This window comes from Bosea sp. (in: a-proteobacteria), assembly GCF_023953965.1.
Lineage (GTDB): Bacteria > Pseudomonadota > Alphaproteobacteria > Rhizobiales > Beijerinckiaceae > Allobosea.
This window is the reverse complement of sequence record NZ_JAMLIX010000001.1, coordinates 954,931-970,689: the sequence shown is the minus strand read 5'-3', so window position 1 is coordinate 970,689 and position 15,759 is coordinate 954,931. Positions and strand designations below refer to the sequence as shown.

Below are 15,759 nucleotides of genomic sequence, written 5' to 3'. Positions count from 1 at the left end.
ATTTTGCTAGCGTGCCGGCCCGATGCGCCAAAATCCCTCTCCCGAACCCGCCCCTGCCGCCGCCGCGCCTGAGCGCGTCACGCCGATGATGGCGCAGTACATCGAGATCAAGGCGGCCAATTCCGACTGCCTGCTGTTCTACCGCATGGGCGATTTCTACGAGCTGTTCTTCGGCGATGCGGAGATCGCCTCGCGCACGCTCGGCATCGTCCTGACCAAGCGCGGCAAGCACCAGGGCGAGGACATCCCGATGTGCGGCGTGCCGGTCGAGCGCGCCGACGACTATCTCCAGCGCCTGATCGCGGCGGGCCACCGCGTCGCCGTCTGCGAGCAGACCGAGGACCCGGCCGAGGCGAAGAAGCGCGGCGCCAAATCGGTGGTGAAGCGCGATGTGGTGCGCCTCGTCACGCCGGGCACCATCACCGAGGAGCGGCTGCTCGAGCCCGGCCGGGCGAGCCTCTTCGTCGCGCTGGCGCGCCGCAGGACCGGCGAGGCGGCCTCGCTCTACGGGCTTGCTGCGATCGACATCTCGACCGGCCGCTTCACCGTGATGGAGGCGCCGCAGGAGCGGCTTTCGATCGAGTTCGCGCGGCTGGAGCCGCGCGAGATCGTCTGCCCGGACTCGATCCACGACGATCCGGAGCTGAAGGAATTCTGGCGCGAGATCGCGGTTCCGGTGACGCCGCTCGCGCGTGACGGGCTCGACGCCGCTTCCGCCGAGCGGCGCCTGAAGGAGTTCTTCGGCGTCGCCACGCTCGATGCCTTCGGCGCCTTCAGCCGGGCCGAGATCGCCGCCGCCGGCGCGGCGCTCGCCTATGTCGAGCGCACCCAGCTCGGCGCCCGCCCGCCGCTCTCCGCCCCGATGCGCGATTCAGGCTCGGCGACGATGCTGATCGACGCCGCGACCCGCGCCAATCTCGAATTGACCCGCACGCTGGGTGGCGAGCGCCAGGGCAGCCTGCTCGCCACGATCGACCGCACGGTGACGCCGGGCGGGGCGCGCCTGCTCGCCGAGCGCCTCGCCGGCCCGCTGACCGAGCCTGCGGCAATCGCCGCGCGCCACGATGCGCTCGACCTGCTCGTCACCGACGCCGGCCTGCGCGAGGAACTGCGAGCCGCCTTGCAGAAGGTGCCGGACGTCGCCCGTGCCCTGGCGCGGCTTTCGCTCGACCGTGGCGGCCCGCGCGATCTCGCCGCGCTCGGCGCCGGGCTCGACGCAGGCCGCGCGATCGCGGCCCTGCTTGTGCGGCAGGGCGAGCTTCCCGCCGAGCTCGCCCGCGCCATGCGGGCGCTCGGCGAGAGCGATCCCGACCTGCCGGTCCGCCTCGATGCGACGCTGGCGCAGGAGCTGCCGCTCAACCGCCGCGACGGCCGCTTCGTGCGCGAGGGGCATGATCCCATGCTCGACGAACTGCGCCTGCTGCAGGTCGATTCGCGCAAGGTCATCGCGCAATTGCAGGCCCGCTATGCCGCCGAGACCGGCTGCCGGTCTTTACGCATCAAGCACAACGCCATGCTCGGCTATTTCGTCGAGGTGCCGCAGGCGGCGGGCGAGGAATTCCTGCGCGAGCCCTGGCGCGCGACCTTCGTGCATCGCCAGACCATGTCGGACGCGATGCGCTTCTCCTCGGTCGAGCTCGGCGAGCTCGAGGCCAGGATCGCCTCCGCCGCCGACCGGGCGCTGAAGCTCGAGCTTTCGATCTTCGCCGCGCTCAGCGAGGCGGTGCTTGCCCAGGCCGAGCCGATCAAGACGGCCGCGCTCGCGCTGGCCGAGCTCGATGTCGCGGCCGCGCTCGCCGATCTCGCCCAGCGCGAGGGCTGGAGCCGCCCGCAGGTCGATGACGGCCTGGCCTTCACCATCGAGCGCGGCCGCCACCCCGTGGTCGAGGCCGCGCTGAAGCGCGAGGGCAAGCCCTTCGTCGCCAACGACACCGACCTGTCCCCGCCGGGCAAGGCCGGCGGCGGACGCATCTGCCTAATCACCGGCCCGAACATGGCCGGCAAATCGACCTTCCTGCGCCAGAACGCGCTGATCGCGGTGCTCGCCCAGATGGGCTCCTTCGTCCCGGCGGCACGCGCGCATATCGGCATCGTCGACCGGCTGTTCTCGCGCGTCGGCGCCGCCGACGACCTCGCCCGCGGGCGCTCGACCTTCATGGTCGAGATGGTCGAGACCGCCGCGATCCTGAACCAGGCCGGGCCGCGCGCGCTCGTCATCCTCGACGAGATCGGGCGCGGCACCGCGACCTTCGACGGGCTTTCCATCGCCTGGGCCGCAATCGAGCATCTGCACGCGGTCAACCGCTGCCGCAGCCTGTTCGCGACGCATTACCACGAGCTGACGGCACTGGGCGACCGGCTCGACCGCGTCGCCAACGCGACCGTGCGCGTCACCGAATGGAAAGGCGAGGTCGTCTTCCTGCACGAGGTCGTAGCCGGCGCCGCCGACCGCTCCTACGGCATCCAGGTCGCGAAGCTCGCAGGCCTGCCGCCGGCCGTGGTCGAGCGCGCGCGCGCCATCCTCGGCGAATTGGAGAAGACCGAGCGCGAGAAGCCCGTCGCCTCCCTGGTCGACGACCTGCCGCTCTTCGCCGCGCCGCAGCGCCGCCCTGCGCCGGCTGCTCCCGAGGGCGCACCGGACGGCCTGCGCGAGGCGCTCTCCGGCATCGACCCGGACGAGATGACCCCGCGCGAGGCGCTGGAGGCGCTCTACCGGCTGAAGGGGCTGGCCTGAGCCTCAGCCGAGCCGCCGGATGGCGGTGATCTCGCCGAAGCTCTTCGCGCGGATGCGGTCGCGCGCCTGCCGCAGCGGCTCGCGGTTCACGCTCATCACATGCCCGTTGGCGTGAAGCAGGGTTTCAGGATCGGTCAGGATGCCGACATGGCCCTTCCAGAAGACGAGATCGCCGCGCCGGAGGCCGGCGAGGTCCTCGCGCAGCGCGACCGCCCGGCCGAGACCGGCCTCCATCATGTCGGAATCGCGCGGGGCTGCGATGCCGGCCGCCGCGAGGCTGAGCTGTGTGAGCCCCGAGCAGTCGAGCCCGAGGCTGGTCTTGCCGCCCCAGAGATAGGGCACGCCGAGGAAGCGCTCGGCCACGGCGACGAAATCCGGCTCGTGCCGGTCGAAGGGCGCAAGATGGGCGGCGAAGACGTGGCCGCCATCGGCGAGGATCGCGAAATCGCCCTTGGCCTCGACGACCGTGACGCCGGCCCAAAGCGAGAGCGCCGTGAGCGGCGGCAGCTTGATCGAGGCGCCGGGGTAGACGAATGTCCGCAGGGCCGCGACACGGTGCGTCGCTGCGCCTTCATCGGGGCGCAGCGCTTCGTCGGGCAGGTAGCCGACATAGCCGTCGCCCGCGAGCTGGCCCCAGGCCCAGCCTTCCTCGCGCTCATAGACCTGCACCAGCTCGCCCGCCAGCGCCTCGGTATCGAGGGCGGCGTCGGCCCGCGGCTCGCGCCTGAGCGGGGCGCAAGCAACGGCGACGCGCATCGGCCGCGGATCGGCGAAGCGGGCGGCCTCGACCCGGCCTGCGAGCGCGCGGGCGGCGAGATCGGGGCGGAAGGCATGGATGCGGCGGTCGAGAATCGCGGTCATCATCGCAATCTAGAGTATTTTCGAGCGAAGTGGGCACCGGTTCGCGTGAAGAAAATGCGACAAAACAAGGAGCTGGAGCATTTCCGCGATTCGGAGAAACGCGGAAATGCTCTAGCCGAGCTTCCGGCCGGTCGGGAGGGGCGTCAGCTCCCGCCGATCTCCCTGGCGTGTTCCGTCACGAGATCGGCCAGCCGCTCGACGGCGAGCGCGCCGGCGACGGTGCGCTGGATCACGACGTTGCGGCGGTCGGCCTCGTCGCGCTTGCGGGTCAGGAGGCCGAGCTTGCCGAGCGTGTCGAGCGCGCGCGTGATCACCGGCTTGGTCACGCCGAGCTGCTGCGCCAGCCCCCTGACCGTATGCGGCGGCAATTCGAGATAGACCGTCAGCAGGATCGCGGTCTGACGGGCCGAGAGATCGGCGTCGTCGTCCCGCACCAGATCCAGATGCACCTGCCGCCACAGTCTGAGCGCCTGCGAAGGCTTGATCTCCAGCGGCATGGCGGCACGGGTTCCGATCGTTACGGAGCCGTATCATTATCGCCCGGCGTCGCCCGTGCAATCGACTTCGCCGATCAGCCTTAACCGCGCGGATAGCGCCGCTTCACCAGCGCGTGGATCAGCCTCGCGCCCTGGCATTCGCCGCCCTCCGGCCGTCCGGGCCTGGCCGAGGCTGTCCAGGCATAGATGTCGAAATGGGCGTAGGAGCGCGTCTTCTCGACGAAGCGGTTGAGGAACAGCGCCGCCGTGACGGAGCCCGCCATGGCCCCGCTCGAGACATGGTTGAGGTCGGCGATCCTGGAATCGAGCAGGCCGTCATAGCCCGGCCAGAGCGGCAGCCGCCAGACCGGATCGTTCACCGCCATGCCGAGCCGGGCGATCTCGGCGGCGAGCCCTTCGTCATGCGTGTAGAAGGGCGGCAGCTCGGGGCCGAGCGCGGTGCGGGCGGCACCGGTCAGCGTCGCGAAATCGACGAGGAGATCCGGCGCCTCCTCGTCGGCGAGCGTGAGCGCATCGGCCAGGATCAGCCGGCCCTCGGCATCGGTGTTGCCGATCTCGACAGAGAGGCCCTTGCGGCTCGCCAGCACGTCGCCGGGCCGGAAGGCGTTGCCCGCAACCGCGTTCTCGACGGCCGGCACCAGGAGCCGCAAGCGCACCGGCAGCTTCGCCAGCATGATCATCCGCGCCGCCGCGATCGCCGCCGCCGCCCCGCCCATGTCCTTCTTCATCAGCAGCATCGCGGCGCCGGGCTTGAGGTCGAGCCCGCCGGTATCGAAGGCGACGCCCTTGCCGACGAGCGTGACCTTGGGGTGGGCGGCATCGCCCCAGACGAGGTCGACGAGCCGTGGCGCCCGCGGCGAGGCGCGCCCGACCGCATGGATCATCGGGAAACCGCGGGCGAGCAGGTCGTCGCCGACGATGCTGGCGACCGTGGCGCCGCATTCGGCGGCGAGAGCGCGGATCGCCGCCTCGATCTCGCCGGGTCCCAGATCGTTCGCCGGGGTGTTGACGAGGTCGCGCGCCAGCATGGTCGATTCGGCGATCAGCCTCACCTCCTCGCCGTCGACGCCCTCGGGGACGACGAGCCGCGCGCCGGGCGGGTTCGGCTTGCGGTAGCGGTCGAAGCGGTAGCCTTGCAGGAGCCAGCCGAGCGCGGCGAGCCCGCAATCGCCGATCTCGCCTGAAAGCGCGTAGTCGCCGGCCGGCAGCAGCGCGGCGAGCCGCCCCGGCGCGAAGGGGTCGGGCCGGCGCGCGGCGGCGTCGATGCCCAGCAGGACGGCGGCGAGCGCGCCCTCGGCATCGGGCAGCAGGGCGTGCTGGCCGGCGCGCGCCGTAAAACCCTGCGCCAGGGCAAAGCCCCGCTGGGCCGTGGGCAGGCGCTCCTGAAGGGCGGGCCAGCCGCTGGCCGAGACGACATGGACCGGGATGGCGGCGGCGGAAGCAGGGGTCAGGAGGCTTTGCACGGGGCGATGTTCGCTTTTCGCGGGGGCGTCGGGAGGGCGGTTAAGAATGCATTAGGGTTAACGCTTTATCACCGGATCGACCAGACGAACCCATCCAGACGACCCGTTTCCGGGAGGCGATCCGGCCCATGTCTTCAGCCCGGCTCCATTCTTCGACACGCTCCGCGGTTTTCCTCGGCGTCTGCCTCGCGGCGCTCGCGCTCGCCGGCTGCCAGGGCCGCGGCGGGCTCGGCGACATCACCGGCTCGATCGGCCGCAGCCCGGTGAGCCAGCCGCGCACCGACGCGGACTGGCAGGCCGAGCGCGAGCGCTGGGCCGGGCGCTACGACGCCAGCCCCAAGGACCGCGACGCCGCCTTCTATTACGCCCGCGCGCTGCGCAGCCTCGACCAGAACGCGCAGGCGGTGGCCGTGCTCCAGAACGCCGTCCTGATCCATCAGGACGACCGCGAGCTTCTCGGCGCCTATGGCCGCGCGCTCGCCGATAACGGGCGCCTGCAGGAGGCGGACGAGGTTCTGTCGCGGGCGCATTCGCCCGAGCGGCCCGACTGGCGCATCCTCTCGGCGCAGGGCACGGTCGCCGACCGGATGGGCGAGCACGCCCGCGCCCAGCAGATCTACCGGACCGCGCTGAAGCTTGCTCCGAACGAGCCGACGATCATGTCGAATTACGGGCTGTCGCTCGCCCTGTCGCGCAACCTGCCCGAGGCGGAGCGCGTCCTGGCCGAGGCCGCCGCTTCCGAGCGGGCGGATGCCCGCGTGCGCCAGAACCTCGTCCTGGTGCTCGGCCTGCAGGGCCGCTTCGCCGAGGCCGAGACCATGGCGCTGCGCGACCAGAGCCCGGCCGAGGCCGCCGCGACCATCGCCTATCTCAAGCGCAGCGTCAGCCAGCAGAACAGCTGGGAGATGCTGAAGGGCGGCAAGGGCAAGGCGCAACCCTCCGCCGCGCGGCCGGTGCAGGCCGGCGCCCCGGCGCAGGCCGCCCCGCCCGCCTGAGACGGTTCTAGATCGCCTCCGGCGCGATCCTGAGCCAGCCTTCCAGCGTTTCGCCGGGTGCGAGCCGCCTGAGCGGCGAGGCCGCCCGCGCCGCCGGCTCGCTCGGCGCGCCGATCGCGTGGCTCTGCGGCTCGACGCAGAGGAAATCCGCCTCCGCCGGCGCCCAGACCACCGGGCAGCCGAGCGTGTCGCTCGCGCTCAGGCTGATCGCGAGCCCCGTCGAGGGCGTCTCGATCCGGGCCCTGCCGTCCCAGCCGAGGAAGCTCCAGGCGGTCACCTCCGCCGACCGGAAGAGGGGCACCCGCGCATAGGGGCCGCCATCGGCGAAAGCCTGCCGGCCGGTGGCGCGGAACGCCTCGCCGAAGACGAGCGCCCCGGTGCTGCGCATCATGAGGCGCGTATCGGGCGCGCAGGGAAACCAGGGATGGTGGCCGATGCCGAAGGGCAGCGCGATCGGCGCCTCGTTGGTGATCGCAAGCCGGATCGTCAGGCCTGAACCGTCGAGGTCGATTTCCTGCCGCGCCCGGTAGCGATAGGGGTCGGGGCCTTCGCCGCGGCGATGCTCGAGCGTGGCCTGGCCGCGCTCGTGCCGCAGCACCGCCCAGGCCGCCTGCCAGCCGAAGCCGTGGATCGCGCCGTCGGGGTCGTTCCGCGGCACGCGGAAGCGCGCCTGCCCATCGTCGACGACGCAGCCGAAGGCGCGGTTGGCGAAGGGCAGCATCGCCCATGTGCCGAAGAAGTTCGGCGACGCCGTGCTGGGTTCCTGCCCGGCGGCCGGCCGCAGCACGTCGTGGCGGCGCCCGTCCGGCCCGCGCCAGCCCAGCGACGCGACGATCCCGCCCGCTTCGGGATGGATGACGGCATCGAGGCCGCCCGCTTGCAGTTCGAGCATCCGGCTTGTCCGATTCGTCCTCGTCGCCTGGAGAGGCAGGCTTGCCCCGAAGGCGCGCCGCGCACAAGCTTCCGGCCGGCCCTTGACCGGGGGCGGAACGGCACGGACAGTCGCGCCACCATCGCCGGAGCCCGCCATGCTGAGACCTCTGATCGCGCTCGACTGGGGCACGACCCGCGCCCGCGCCTTCCTGATCGCGGCGACGGGCGAGGTGCTGGAGCGGCGCGTCGCCGATCGCGGCATCCAGTCGGTCGCGCCCGGCGGCTATCCGGCGGCCTTCGCCGAGCTCGCCGGCGATTTCCGCGCCGCCGCGCCCGATGCCGTCATCGTGCTGGCCGGCATGGTCGGCAGCCGCAACGGCTGGGTCGAGGCGCGCTATGTCGCCTGTCCCGCCTCGGCCGCCGACATCGCCGCCGCCGCGATCGAGGTCGAGCTCGATGCCGGCACGCGCGCCACCATCCTGCCGGGCCTGAGCTGCGACGACGGCGCCTTCGACGTGATGCGCGGCGAGGAGACGCTGATCGTCGGGCTCGGCCTCACCGACGGCATCGTCTGCCTGCCGGGCACCCATTCGAAATGGGCCGAGATCCGGCAGGGGCGCATCACCCGCTTCGCCAGCTTCATGACCGGCGAGGTCTATGGCCTCCTGCGCAACGATTCGATCCTCGCCCGGCTCGCGGAAGCGCCCTCCGAGGCCGACGCCACCGAGGGCGCCGCGCGCGGGCGCGCCGCCGCCGACCGGCCGGGCGGCCTGCTCAACGCCGCCTTCGCCGCCCGCACCGAGGTCCTCGCCGGGCGGATGGCCGGCGGGGCGGTCGGCCCCTATCTCTCGGCGCTGCTGGTCGGGCGGGAACTGGCGGGCGCCGAGGCGCTGTTCGGCCTCGGAACGCAAGTCCACCTCGTCGCGGACGGGGTGTTGGCGCAGAGCTACGGCGCAGGCCTCGCGGCGCGCGGCCATGCCGTGCGGGTCGTCACGCCGGAGCAGGCCTTCATCGCCGGCATCGGGCGGCTGGCGAGCGGGCTTGCGGCATGATCGTCGTCTTCGGCTCGATCAACATCGACCTCGTCACCCCGGTCGAGCGTCTGCCCGGGCCGGGCGAGACGGTGCTCGGCCCCGGCTATGCGCTGCATCCGGGCGGCAAGGGCGCGAACCAGGCCCTGGCCGCCCGCCGCGCCGGCGCCGATGTCGTGCTGGTCGGCGCGGTGGGGCGCGACGGCTTCGGCGATGCCGCGCTGACGCTCCTGGCCGCGGACGGCGTCGATCTCGCCCATGTCCTGCGGGTGGCGCTGCCGACCGGCGCCGCCTTCATCGCCACCGACCGGGAAGGCGCCAACCAGATCGTCGTCGCGGCCGGCGCCAACGCCGCCGCCCGGCCGGACGCCCTGGAGCGGATGAAGCTCGAGCCTCGGGACATCCTGCTGCTGCAGCGCGAGGTTCCCGAGGAGGCCTGCCTTGCTGCCGCGCGCGCGATGAAGCGGGCCGGCGGGCGCGTGATCCTCAACCTCGCCCCGGCCGGGGCGCCGGCGGCCGCGCTGCTCGAGGCGCTCGACCTGCTGATCGTCAACGAGCACGAGGCCATGGTGCTGGCGCAGGCGCTCGGCTGGTCTGAGCAGGAGCCCGAAGCCGTCGCCCGCCGGCTCGACGGCGAGCGGCGCCTGGCGACCGTCGCGACGCTGGGAGCGGAAGGCCTGGTCGCCTGGATCGGCGGCGCCCGTCATCGCCTCGCGGCCCCGGAGGTCGAGGTCGTCGACACGGTCGCGGCGGGGGACAGCTTCGCCGGCGCCTTCGCCGCGGCGCTGGCGGCCGGCAAGGCGATGCCGGCGGCGCTGCGCGAGGGGCTCGCCGCCGGCTCGCTCGCCTGCACCCGCCCCGGCGCCCAGCCGAGCATCCCTCATGCGGCCGAGATCGCGCCGCTGGCGGCGGCGCTCGCCGATGCGCCGGTAAGCCCGGGTTAAGCCTGCGCGCAATCGCAAGGCCGCCGCCACTAGGTTGCACGCAAATGCGTGCGCCCTCTTCACGCTTCGTCAGGCCTCGCCCCGGCATCCTGAGGTGCCGGCACGAGGACCGGGGGAGAAGCCGTGGCGACGCAACCGCTGATCTGGTCGTTGGGCGTAGCCGGTGCCGTGATCGCCGGGGCGCTGTCTTCGACGCTTTTTCTGGCCCCACCCGCGGCGGACAAGGCCCCTTCCGCCGCCATGACCGAGCAGAAGCGGCCGGGGCCGCGCACGCCATCGACGCTCGCCGTCGCGGCCGATTATCGCGGGCACTATATCGTGCACCCCACGGTCGAGAACTATCGCATCAAGATGATGGTCGACACCGGCGCCAGCATCGTGGCGCTGACCGCCGCCGATGCCCGCGCCCTCGGGATCAGCAAGGACGCCTCGTCGCGCTCGATCATGCTCGGCACCGCCAACGGCACCGTCGTCGGCTTCCGGACGACGCTGCGGGAGATCCGCCTCGGCGATATCGTCGTGCGCAACGTCGAGGCCGTCGTCCTGCCGGCGCACGCGCTCTCGATGAGCCTGCTGGGCAATTCCTTCCTCGGCAAGCTCCAGGGCTACGAGGTCCAGACCGGGCGCATGGTCCTGCGCGGCTAGAGCATCGGGCACGAAAAGCGGAATCCACTTTTCGGGAAAATCCGATTCTGGAACATGCTGATTTCATGCGGAAGCACGCGGGGCCCGAGCCGGCGTTCCCGTCAGGACGCAAGCATCCTGTGAAGCGGACGCTCGGATCGCCATGTCGCGTCCGCCAGGACGCCCGGCGATCCGGGGCGGCAGGCTCTAGCTGAAGTTCGGGCAGCCATTGGTGCCGGTGCGCACCACCTGCTCGATATTTTCGACGCCGGTGGCCAGGCCGTTGCGCGGGCGCGAATAGACCGGGTTGTCGCCGAGCGTGAAGGTGCCGGTGATGACGTAGCCGATGGCGGGCGTGTATTTGTAGCTCGCCCGCGCCATGATGACGGAGGTTCCCGGGATCCGGGCGCTGTCGGGAAGGGTGACGGTGGAGCCCCGGGCGGGCGCCGTCGCGTTGCGCTGGTTGGACCAGCAGACCCGCGCCGTGCCGCCCGCATCGACCACCACATTGGCGATGACCATGGAGGCGTTGCTCGTTCCGAAGGGCATCAGCACCGTCTGCGAGGCGTTGAAGATGTTGTCGATGTCGGAGGGCGTCACGCTCTGCACGCGCGCCGTCAGGTCGCTGAGGGTGGAGGCGAGCTGCGTGACCTTGCGGTTCAGCATCACCATCTGGGCGACGTCGACCAGGCCGCAATAGGCGACCAGCATGATCGGAAACGCCATGGCGAACTCGACCATGGCCACGCCGTCCTGGTCCCGGCGGAACCGGCGCAGGGAACGAAGACCCGTCTTCTTGCGCATATGCGTCATGCCTGCCACCGGGGTTAGGGCGTGAACGGCTCGGCCCGGAAGGCCGTGCTCGCGACGATAGCGCGGCGGCCCGACCCGATATTGGCCAGCGCGGCCGACGCCCAGCTGGTCAGGAACAGCTTGTAGTCAAGGACCGCGCGCACGACGACGATGTCGTTCCGCTGCGGCTGGACATAGGTGAAGCTGTTGGTGTCGAGCGTGCCGCCCGATACCGGGTTGCTGCCCGAGGTCTGCGTTTTCGCCTCCGCGAAGCTGGCATAGGTGCGCACGTCCACGGAAAGCTTGGCGCAATCGATCAGACCCATCGGCGCTTTCGCGCAGACGTCGTCGCGGAACTTGGTCGCGTTGGCGGCGGGGTTCGCCGCCGTGTAGCGGTATTGCGACTGGCCGGTGACCAGGGAGCGCGACGCCTGCGAGAGCGATTCCTCGAGAACCTGGTTGGTCCAGAACATCAGGGCCGTTTCGAAGATCGCGAACAGCAGTGCGAAGAACGGCACCGCCACAAAGGCGAACTCGACGACCACGACACCGTCCTGCGAACGGCGGAAACGCCGCAGCAGCCGGCCGCCGCGGCCGAGCCGCAGCGCGGCTCGCACGGAGGAGGAAAGGTTTTTCGCTCGGTCGAACATCCGTCTGCCTCGAATTTCCGGAGCCTGACCCGGAAATCTCTAAGGCAAAACAATTGCCGATCAGTTATGCCCGTTCCGCCGCCGCCGGAAGCGACGTGAAGCTTTCGTTCACCATGAACGGGCAGGCGCGGGCAAAAGGCCGCGGGCCTCGCGCTCGCGCGCGCGTGCTTCTTCAGGCGTCTGGCCTCATCGCGATCCCGAGACGGTGGCGAGCGCGTTGCGCCTCACCGACTGGGCCCCGGCATCCCCGAAGAAGCGCTGCGCATCGCCGAGCTGGATCGAGGGTTGGCAGACCGGGTTGCAGGCATAGCTTTCGCGGTCCATGCCGCGCTGGACCGTCAGCACCGCATCGGAGGCGGCGCTCACCTGCACCAGCGATTCCGCCAGGAGGGTGCCGGCGGCGTCGAGCGCGATCAGGTTGGTGACGCCGAAGCTCTTGCCGGTCACCACCATGACGCCGTTGCGCTGGATGGCGACGTCCGCGATGGCGGGGTTGCCGACGATGACGGTGCGGGCCTGTTCGGGCAGGCGCACGACCTTGGCATGGTCGACGAGCACGACGACGCTTTCCGAGGGGGCGCCTTGCGGCGCGGCGAAGGCACCGCCGCACAAGGTCATCGCGAGGGCGGCGACGGCCGCCCGCAGGGCCGGCCGGCGATGCCCTGCAGGAGCACGGGTGATCAACATGACGGTGCCTCAAGCTTTATGACCGGGCCAGTGAAGCCCAAAATGATGAATCAAACCCTAAATCCGCGCGGGGCAGCGATTTCATTCTGCCGTGCCGGCCCCATCGCAGCGGAACATCGCGGAGCGAAACCGACCCCGTCGCCGCTGCCGCAAAATAAATCGAGAACCAAACCCGTATTAAATAACTTATTTACCGAATTCAACTCGACCTAACTCTACAATAGCGAAGGAAGTTATCAAAAATCAGTCATTAAATTGATCGTTAACCACGTAAAAAACTCCGCGATAAACGGATCAATTCTTCGATCGGTTTAACTGATCAGCAAGAGGCGCTGGCTAATGTCGTTCCTGTCGCTGACCGAAGCCACTTCAGAGCACAGGCAGCCGTCAAACCGTGGTGTAAAGGAGATTCAGCATGACCAACGTTTTCGCTCGCTTCGTCAAGGACGAGTCCGGCGCCACCGCCATCGAGTACGGCCTGATCGCGGCGCTGGTCGCCGTTGCCGCCATCACCGGCATGACCCTGCTCGGCACCAAGCTCGAGGCGCTCTTCCAGGGCATCGGCGGCAAGCTCAACGCCCCGGCCTGATCGCCGCGGAACCGCAGGTTCCGGTTTCCACGGGCGCCCCGGCTTCGGCCGGGGCGTTCTGCTTTCGGCGTGCCGCCCATCGCGGGCCCGTAAGGCTTTGGTGATGGATCGGTGTCAGTATCCACCGGCTTGCTGATCGGATGGTGCCATGTCGCTTTCGTTGATCGTCCTCATGGGGGTTTTTCCCTTCGCCATGGCCTATGCGGCCGCCAGCGACCTCGTCTCCATGACGATCTCGAACCGGCTGTGCCTGTTCCTGGTCGGCTCCTTCGCGCTCTGCGCCGTGCTGCTCGGCCTGAGCCTGGCCGAGATCGGCTGGCATCTCGCCGCCGGCGGGCTCGTCCTGGTGATCGCGTTCGGGCTGTTCGCCGCCGGCTGGATCGGTGGCGGCGACGCCAAGCTCGCCGCCGCGACCGCCCTGTGGTTCGGCTTCGACCAGCTCATGCCCTATCTGACGATCTCCGGCGTCTTGGGCGGCCTCCTGACGATGCTCGTCCTCATGCTGCGCTCGGGCCCGCTGCCGGAGCTGGCGGAGAACTGGTCCTGGCTGCGCCGCCTGCACGCCGCCAATGCGGGCGTGCCCTACGGCATCGCGCTCGCTTTCGCCGCGCTCCTGATCCTGCCGGAGACCGCGATCTGGCACGCCGCGATCGGCCTGTGACGGGCCGGCTTCGGCCGCGCCGAAAAAATATACGGCCGATTAACCATAAGTTGACGTTTGCGAACGACGATCCGGGACGAGAGCCAATCACGCTTGGCTGAGGGTCGGTCGTCCATGAGTCCCGCACGCATCATCATTCTCGTCGTCGCGCTGGTGGCAGGGCTGGGAGCGGCCCTGCTCGTCGCGCGGCCGTCCCCGGCGCCTGCGCCCGCCACGGTCGAGGCGGCCCCGACCGTGCCGGTCCTGGTCGCGGCCAGCGACATTCCCGTCGGCAACACGGTCTCGGCCAACGATCTGCGCTGGCTCGACTGGCCGCTGGCCAGCGTCCCGGACGGCATCATCCGCAAGGACGAGGCTCCGGAGGCGGAGACCGAGATCGTCGGACAGGTGGCCCGCTTCGCCATCCTCGGGGCCGAGCCGATCCGCCGCGAGCGGCTAATCAGGACCGACGGAACCGGCTTCCTCTCCGCCGTGCTGCCCTCGGGCAAGCGCGCCGTCGCGATCTCGACCGACAGCCGCGGCGCCAGCACCGCCGGCGGCTTCATCCTGCCCAATGACCGCGTCGACGTGGTTTCGACCTGGCGCGACGAATCGGGGAGGAACGGCGAGGCCTTCGCCAGCGAAACCATCCTGCACAACATCCGCGTCCTGGCGATCGGCCAGAACGTTCAGGAGCGCAACGGCGAGAAGGTCGTGGTCGGCGAGACCGCCACGCTCGAGATCGATCCGGGCCAGGTCGAGATCCTGGTCCAGGCCCAGAAGATGGGCACGCTCTCGCTGGCGCTGCGCAGTCTCAAGGATGCCGGCGAAACCACGCCGCCCGCCCAGGTCGACAGTTCCATGACCCTCGTGCGCTTCGGTGTCACCTCCAAGAGCGTGAAGCCATGATCAGAACCTCTCTTTCCCTCGCGACGGCTCTCGCGCTCCTGCTGGCGGCCGGTGCCGCCGCCGCCCAGTCCCCCGGCAGCGGACCTGCCCCGGTCCTCAATGTCGGCGCGAGCGAGCATGCGATCTCCCGCAAGCTCGACCTCTCGATCGGCCGCTCCCTGATCGTCGAGCTGCCGCGCGACGCCAAGGAGGTCTTCGTCGCCAACCCGAAGGTCGCCAACGCGGTGGTCCGCACCGCCCGCAAGCTCTTCGTGATCGGCATCGCCGACGGCTCGACCTCGATGTTCGTGATGGACGGCGACGGCCGGCAGATCACCGCGCTCGACATCAATGTCGGGCGCGACCTCAACGTGCTGCGCCAGACGCTGCGCACGGCGCTGCCGAACTCGCAGATCGAGATCAAGCCCGCGGGCGATTCGATCCTGCTCGTCGGGACCGTGCCCAACGCCTCGGACGCGACCCAGGCGGTCGACATCGCCAAGGCCTTCGTCGGCGGCGCCTCCTCCTGGCGGAGCGGGGCGGTGATCAACTCGCTGACGATCCGCGACCGCGACCAGGTGATGGTGAAGGTCACGGTCTCCGAGATCTCGCGCAAGGCAATCAAGCAGCTCGGCATCAACTCGAGCGGCGAGTGGCGCCTCGGCAAGTTCTCGCTGGCGCCCTCGATCGACAATCCCTTCCCGCTGCAGCCGCAGCAATTGTCGGCGACGGCGATCGGCGCCGGCATCGGCAACGCCCAGAACTTCACCCTGCGGGCGCTGGAGCGCGCCGGCATGGCGCGCGTCCTGGCGGAGCCCACGGTCACCGCGATCTCCGGCGAAAGCGCCAAGTTCACCGCCGGCGGCGAGGTCCCGACCCCGAAGGGGCAGAGCTGCTCCTACGACGTCTTCAACCGCCGGACCTGCCAGATCCAGATCGAGTACAAGCCGGTCGGCGTCGCGCTGAACTTCACCCCGATCGTCCTGTCCGACAACAAGATCAGCATGCGCATCGCCACCGAGGTCACCGAGCTCGACTTCGAGAACCAGCTGCGCCTCAACGGCGCCAACGAGGAGGCGCTCAACATGCCCGCCTTCCGCGTGCGCAAGTCCGACACCACGGTCGAGCTGCCCTCGGGCGGCACGCTGGCGACCGCCGGCCTGATCCAGCGCGTCTCGAAGCAGTCGATCAACGGCCTGCCCGGGCTGATGAACCTGCCGATCATCGGCACGCTGTTCCGCTCGCGTGACTACCAGCGCGAGGAGACCGAGCTCGTCATCATGGCGACGCCCTACATCGCCAAGCCGATGCAGCCCAACCAGATCCAGCGGCCCGACGACGGCTTCGTCGAGGCGCATGATTCCCAGGCGATCCTGCTCGGGCGGCTGAACAAGATCTACGGCAGCGGCGGCGGCCCGGTGCCCCAGGCCTATAAAGGCCGCATCGGCTTCATCGCCGACTGATGAGCCCAGCGACAACCCTGATGGATGG

General features: G+C 70.3%; 16 protein-coding genes. 9 read left to right on the top strand and 7 right to left on the bottom strand.

The genetic code is table 11. The features are described from left to right. Window positions 1-22 precede the first annotated feature (22 nt). A complete protein-coding gene (mutS, locus tag M9917_RS04560; RefSeq protein WP_297251261.1) occupies window positions 23-2,734 on the top strand; it encodes a DNA mismatch repair protein MutS in 2,712 nt (903 codons plus the stop codon). A gap of 3 nt (window positions 2,735-2,737) precedes the next feature. Here mutS and M9917_RS04555 read toward each other — a convergent pair whose 3' ends face one another. From M9917_RS04555 to M9917_RS04545, 3 genes are all read right to left on the bottom strand, one after another. Continuing rightward, window positions 2,738-3,595 (bottom strand): C40 family peptidase, encoded by an 858-nt coding sequence (locus M9917_RS04555; protein ID WP_297251259.1) that lies wholly within the window; start codon window positions 3,593-3,595, stop codon window positions 2,738-2,740. 143 nt (window positions 3,596-3,738) lie between these two features. Then, the gene (locus M9917_RS04550) at window positions 3,739-4,092 is read right to left on the bottom strand and encodes a MarR family winged helix-turn-helix transcriptional regulator (protein WP_297251257.1); all 354 of its coding nucleotides are present in this window, start codon (window positions 4,090-4,092) and stop codon (window positions 3,739-3,741) included. An 80-nt stretch (window positions 4,093-4,172) separates the two neighbouring features. Continuing rightward, a complete protein-coding gene (locus M9917_RS04545; RefSeq protein ID WP_297251255.1) occupies window positions 4,173-5,555 on the bottom strand; it encodes a leucyl aminopeptidase family protein in 1,383 nt (460 codons plus the stop codon). A 128-nt stretch (window positions 5,556-5,683) separates the two neighbouring features. Between M9917_RS04545 and M9917_RS04540 the strand changes: the two genes are divergently transcribed. After that, window positions 5,684-6,550, top strand: coding sequence for a tetratricopeptide repeat protein (locus M9917_RS04540; protein ID WP_297251253.1), 867 nt, complete (start codon window positions 5,684-5,686; stop codon window positions 6,548-6,550). 7 nt (window positions 6,551-6,557) lie between these two features. On the opposite strand, the gene M9917_RS04535 is transcribed toward M9917_RS04540, so the two are convergent. Beyond that, window positions 6,558-7,442 (bottom strand): aldose epimerase family protein, encoded by an 885-nt coding sequence (locus M9917_RS04535; RefSeq protein ID WP_297251252.1) that lies wholly within the window; start codon window positions 7,440-7,442, stop codon window positions 6,558-6,560. Between the two features lie 136 nt (window positions 7,443-7,578). On the opposite strand from M9917_RS04535, the gene M9917_RS04530 reads away from it, so the two are divergent. The 3 genes from M9917_RS04530 (at window position 7,579) to M9917_RS04520 (ending at window position 10,043) form a co-directional block, all read left to right on the top strand. After that, window positions 7,579-8,475, top strand: coding sequence for a 2-dehydro-3-deoxygalactonokinase (locus M9917_RS04530; RefSeq protein WP_297251250.1), 897 nt, complete (start codon window positions 7,579-7,581; stop codon window positions 8,473-8,475). After that, entirely contained in the window at window positions 8,472-9,398 is a 927-nt protein-coding gene (locus M9917_RS04525) for a ribokinase (RefSeq protein ID WP_297251248.1), read from the top strand. The genes M9917_RS04530 and M9917_RS04525 overlap by 4 nt, the downstream gene beginning before the upstream one ends. Window positions 9,399-9,521: 123 nt before the next feature. After that, window positions 9,522-10,043, top strand: coding sequence for a retropepsin-like aspartic protease family protein (locus M9917_RS04520; protein ID WP_297251246.1), 522 nt, complete (start codon window positions 9,522-9,524; stop codon window positions 10,041-10,043). 186 nt (window positions 10,044-10,229) lie between these two features. Here M9917_RS04520 and M9917_RS04515 read toward each other — a convergent pair whose 3' ends face one another. The 3 genes from M9917_RS04515 to M9917_RS04505 form a co-directional block, all read right to left on the bottom strand. Continuing rightward, window positions 10,230-10,835, bottom strand: coding sequence for a TadE/TadG family type IV pilus assembly protein (locus tag M9917_RS04515; protein ID WP_297251244.1), 606 nt, complete (start codon window positions 10,833-10,835; stop codon window positions 10,230-10,232). A gap of 14 nt (window positions 10,836-10,849) precedes the next feature. Next, complete coding sequence (locus M9917_RS04510) at window positions 10,850-11,464, bottom strand: TadE/TadG family type IV pilus assembly protein (RefSeq protein ID WP_297251241.1); 615 nt, start codon at window positions 11,462-11,464, stop codon at window positions 10,850-10,852. Window positions 11,465-11,650: 186 nt separating this feature from the next. Continuing rightward, complete coding sequence (locus M9917_RS04505) at window positions 11,651-12,151, bottom strand: pilus assembly protein N-terminal domain-containing protein (protein WP_297251239.1); 501 nt, start codon at window positions 12,149-12,151, stop codon at window positions 11,651-11,653. A gap of 415 nt (window positions 12,152-12,566) precedes the next feature. On the opposite strand from M9917_RS04505, the gene M9917_RS04500 reads away from it, so the two are divergent. From M9917_RS04500 to M9917_RS04485, 4 genes are all read left to right on the top strand, one after another. Continuing rightward, window positions 12,567-12,740 carry a Flp family type IVb pilin gene (locus M9917_RS04500; RefSeq protein ID WP_297251237.1) on the top strand — a complete coding sequence of 58 codons (174 nt, stop codon included), beginning with the start codon at window positions 12,567-12,569 and terminating at the stop codon, window positions 12,738-12,740. A 148-nt stretch (window positions 12,741-12,888) separates the two neighbouring features. Then, window positions 12,889-13,401, top strand: a complete 513-nt coding sequence (locus tag M9917_RS04495) for an A24 family peptidase (RefSeq protein ID WP_297251234.1) — start codon at window positions 12,889-12,891, stop codon at window positions 13,399-13,401. Window positions 13,402-13,515: 114 nt separating this feature from the next. Beyond that, complete coding sequence (cpaB, locus tag M9917_RS04490; RefSeq protein ID WP_297251232.1) at window positions 13,516-14,289, top strand: Flp pilus assembly protein CpaB; 774 nt, start codon at window positions 13,516-13,518, stop codon at window positions 14,287-14,289. Beyond that, window positions 14,286-15,731 (top strand): type II and III secretion system protein family protein, encoded by a 1,446-nt coding sequence (locus M9917_RS04485; protein WP_297251229.1) that lies wholly within the window; start codon window positions 14,286-14,288, stop codon window positions 15,729-15,731. The genes cpaB and M9917_RS04485 overlap by 4 nt, the downstream gene beginning before the upstream one ends. Window positions 15,732-15,759: the final 28 nt, after the last annotated feature.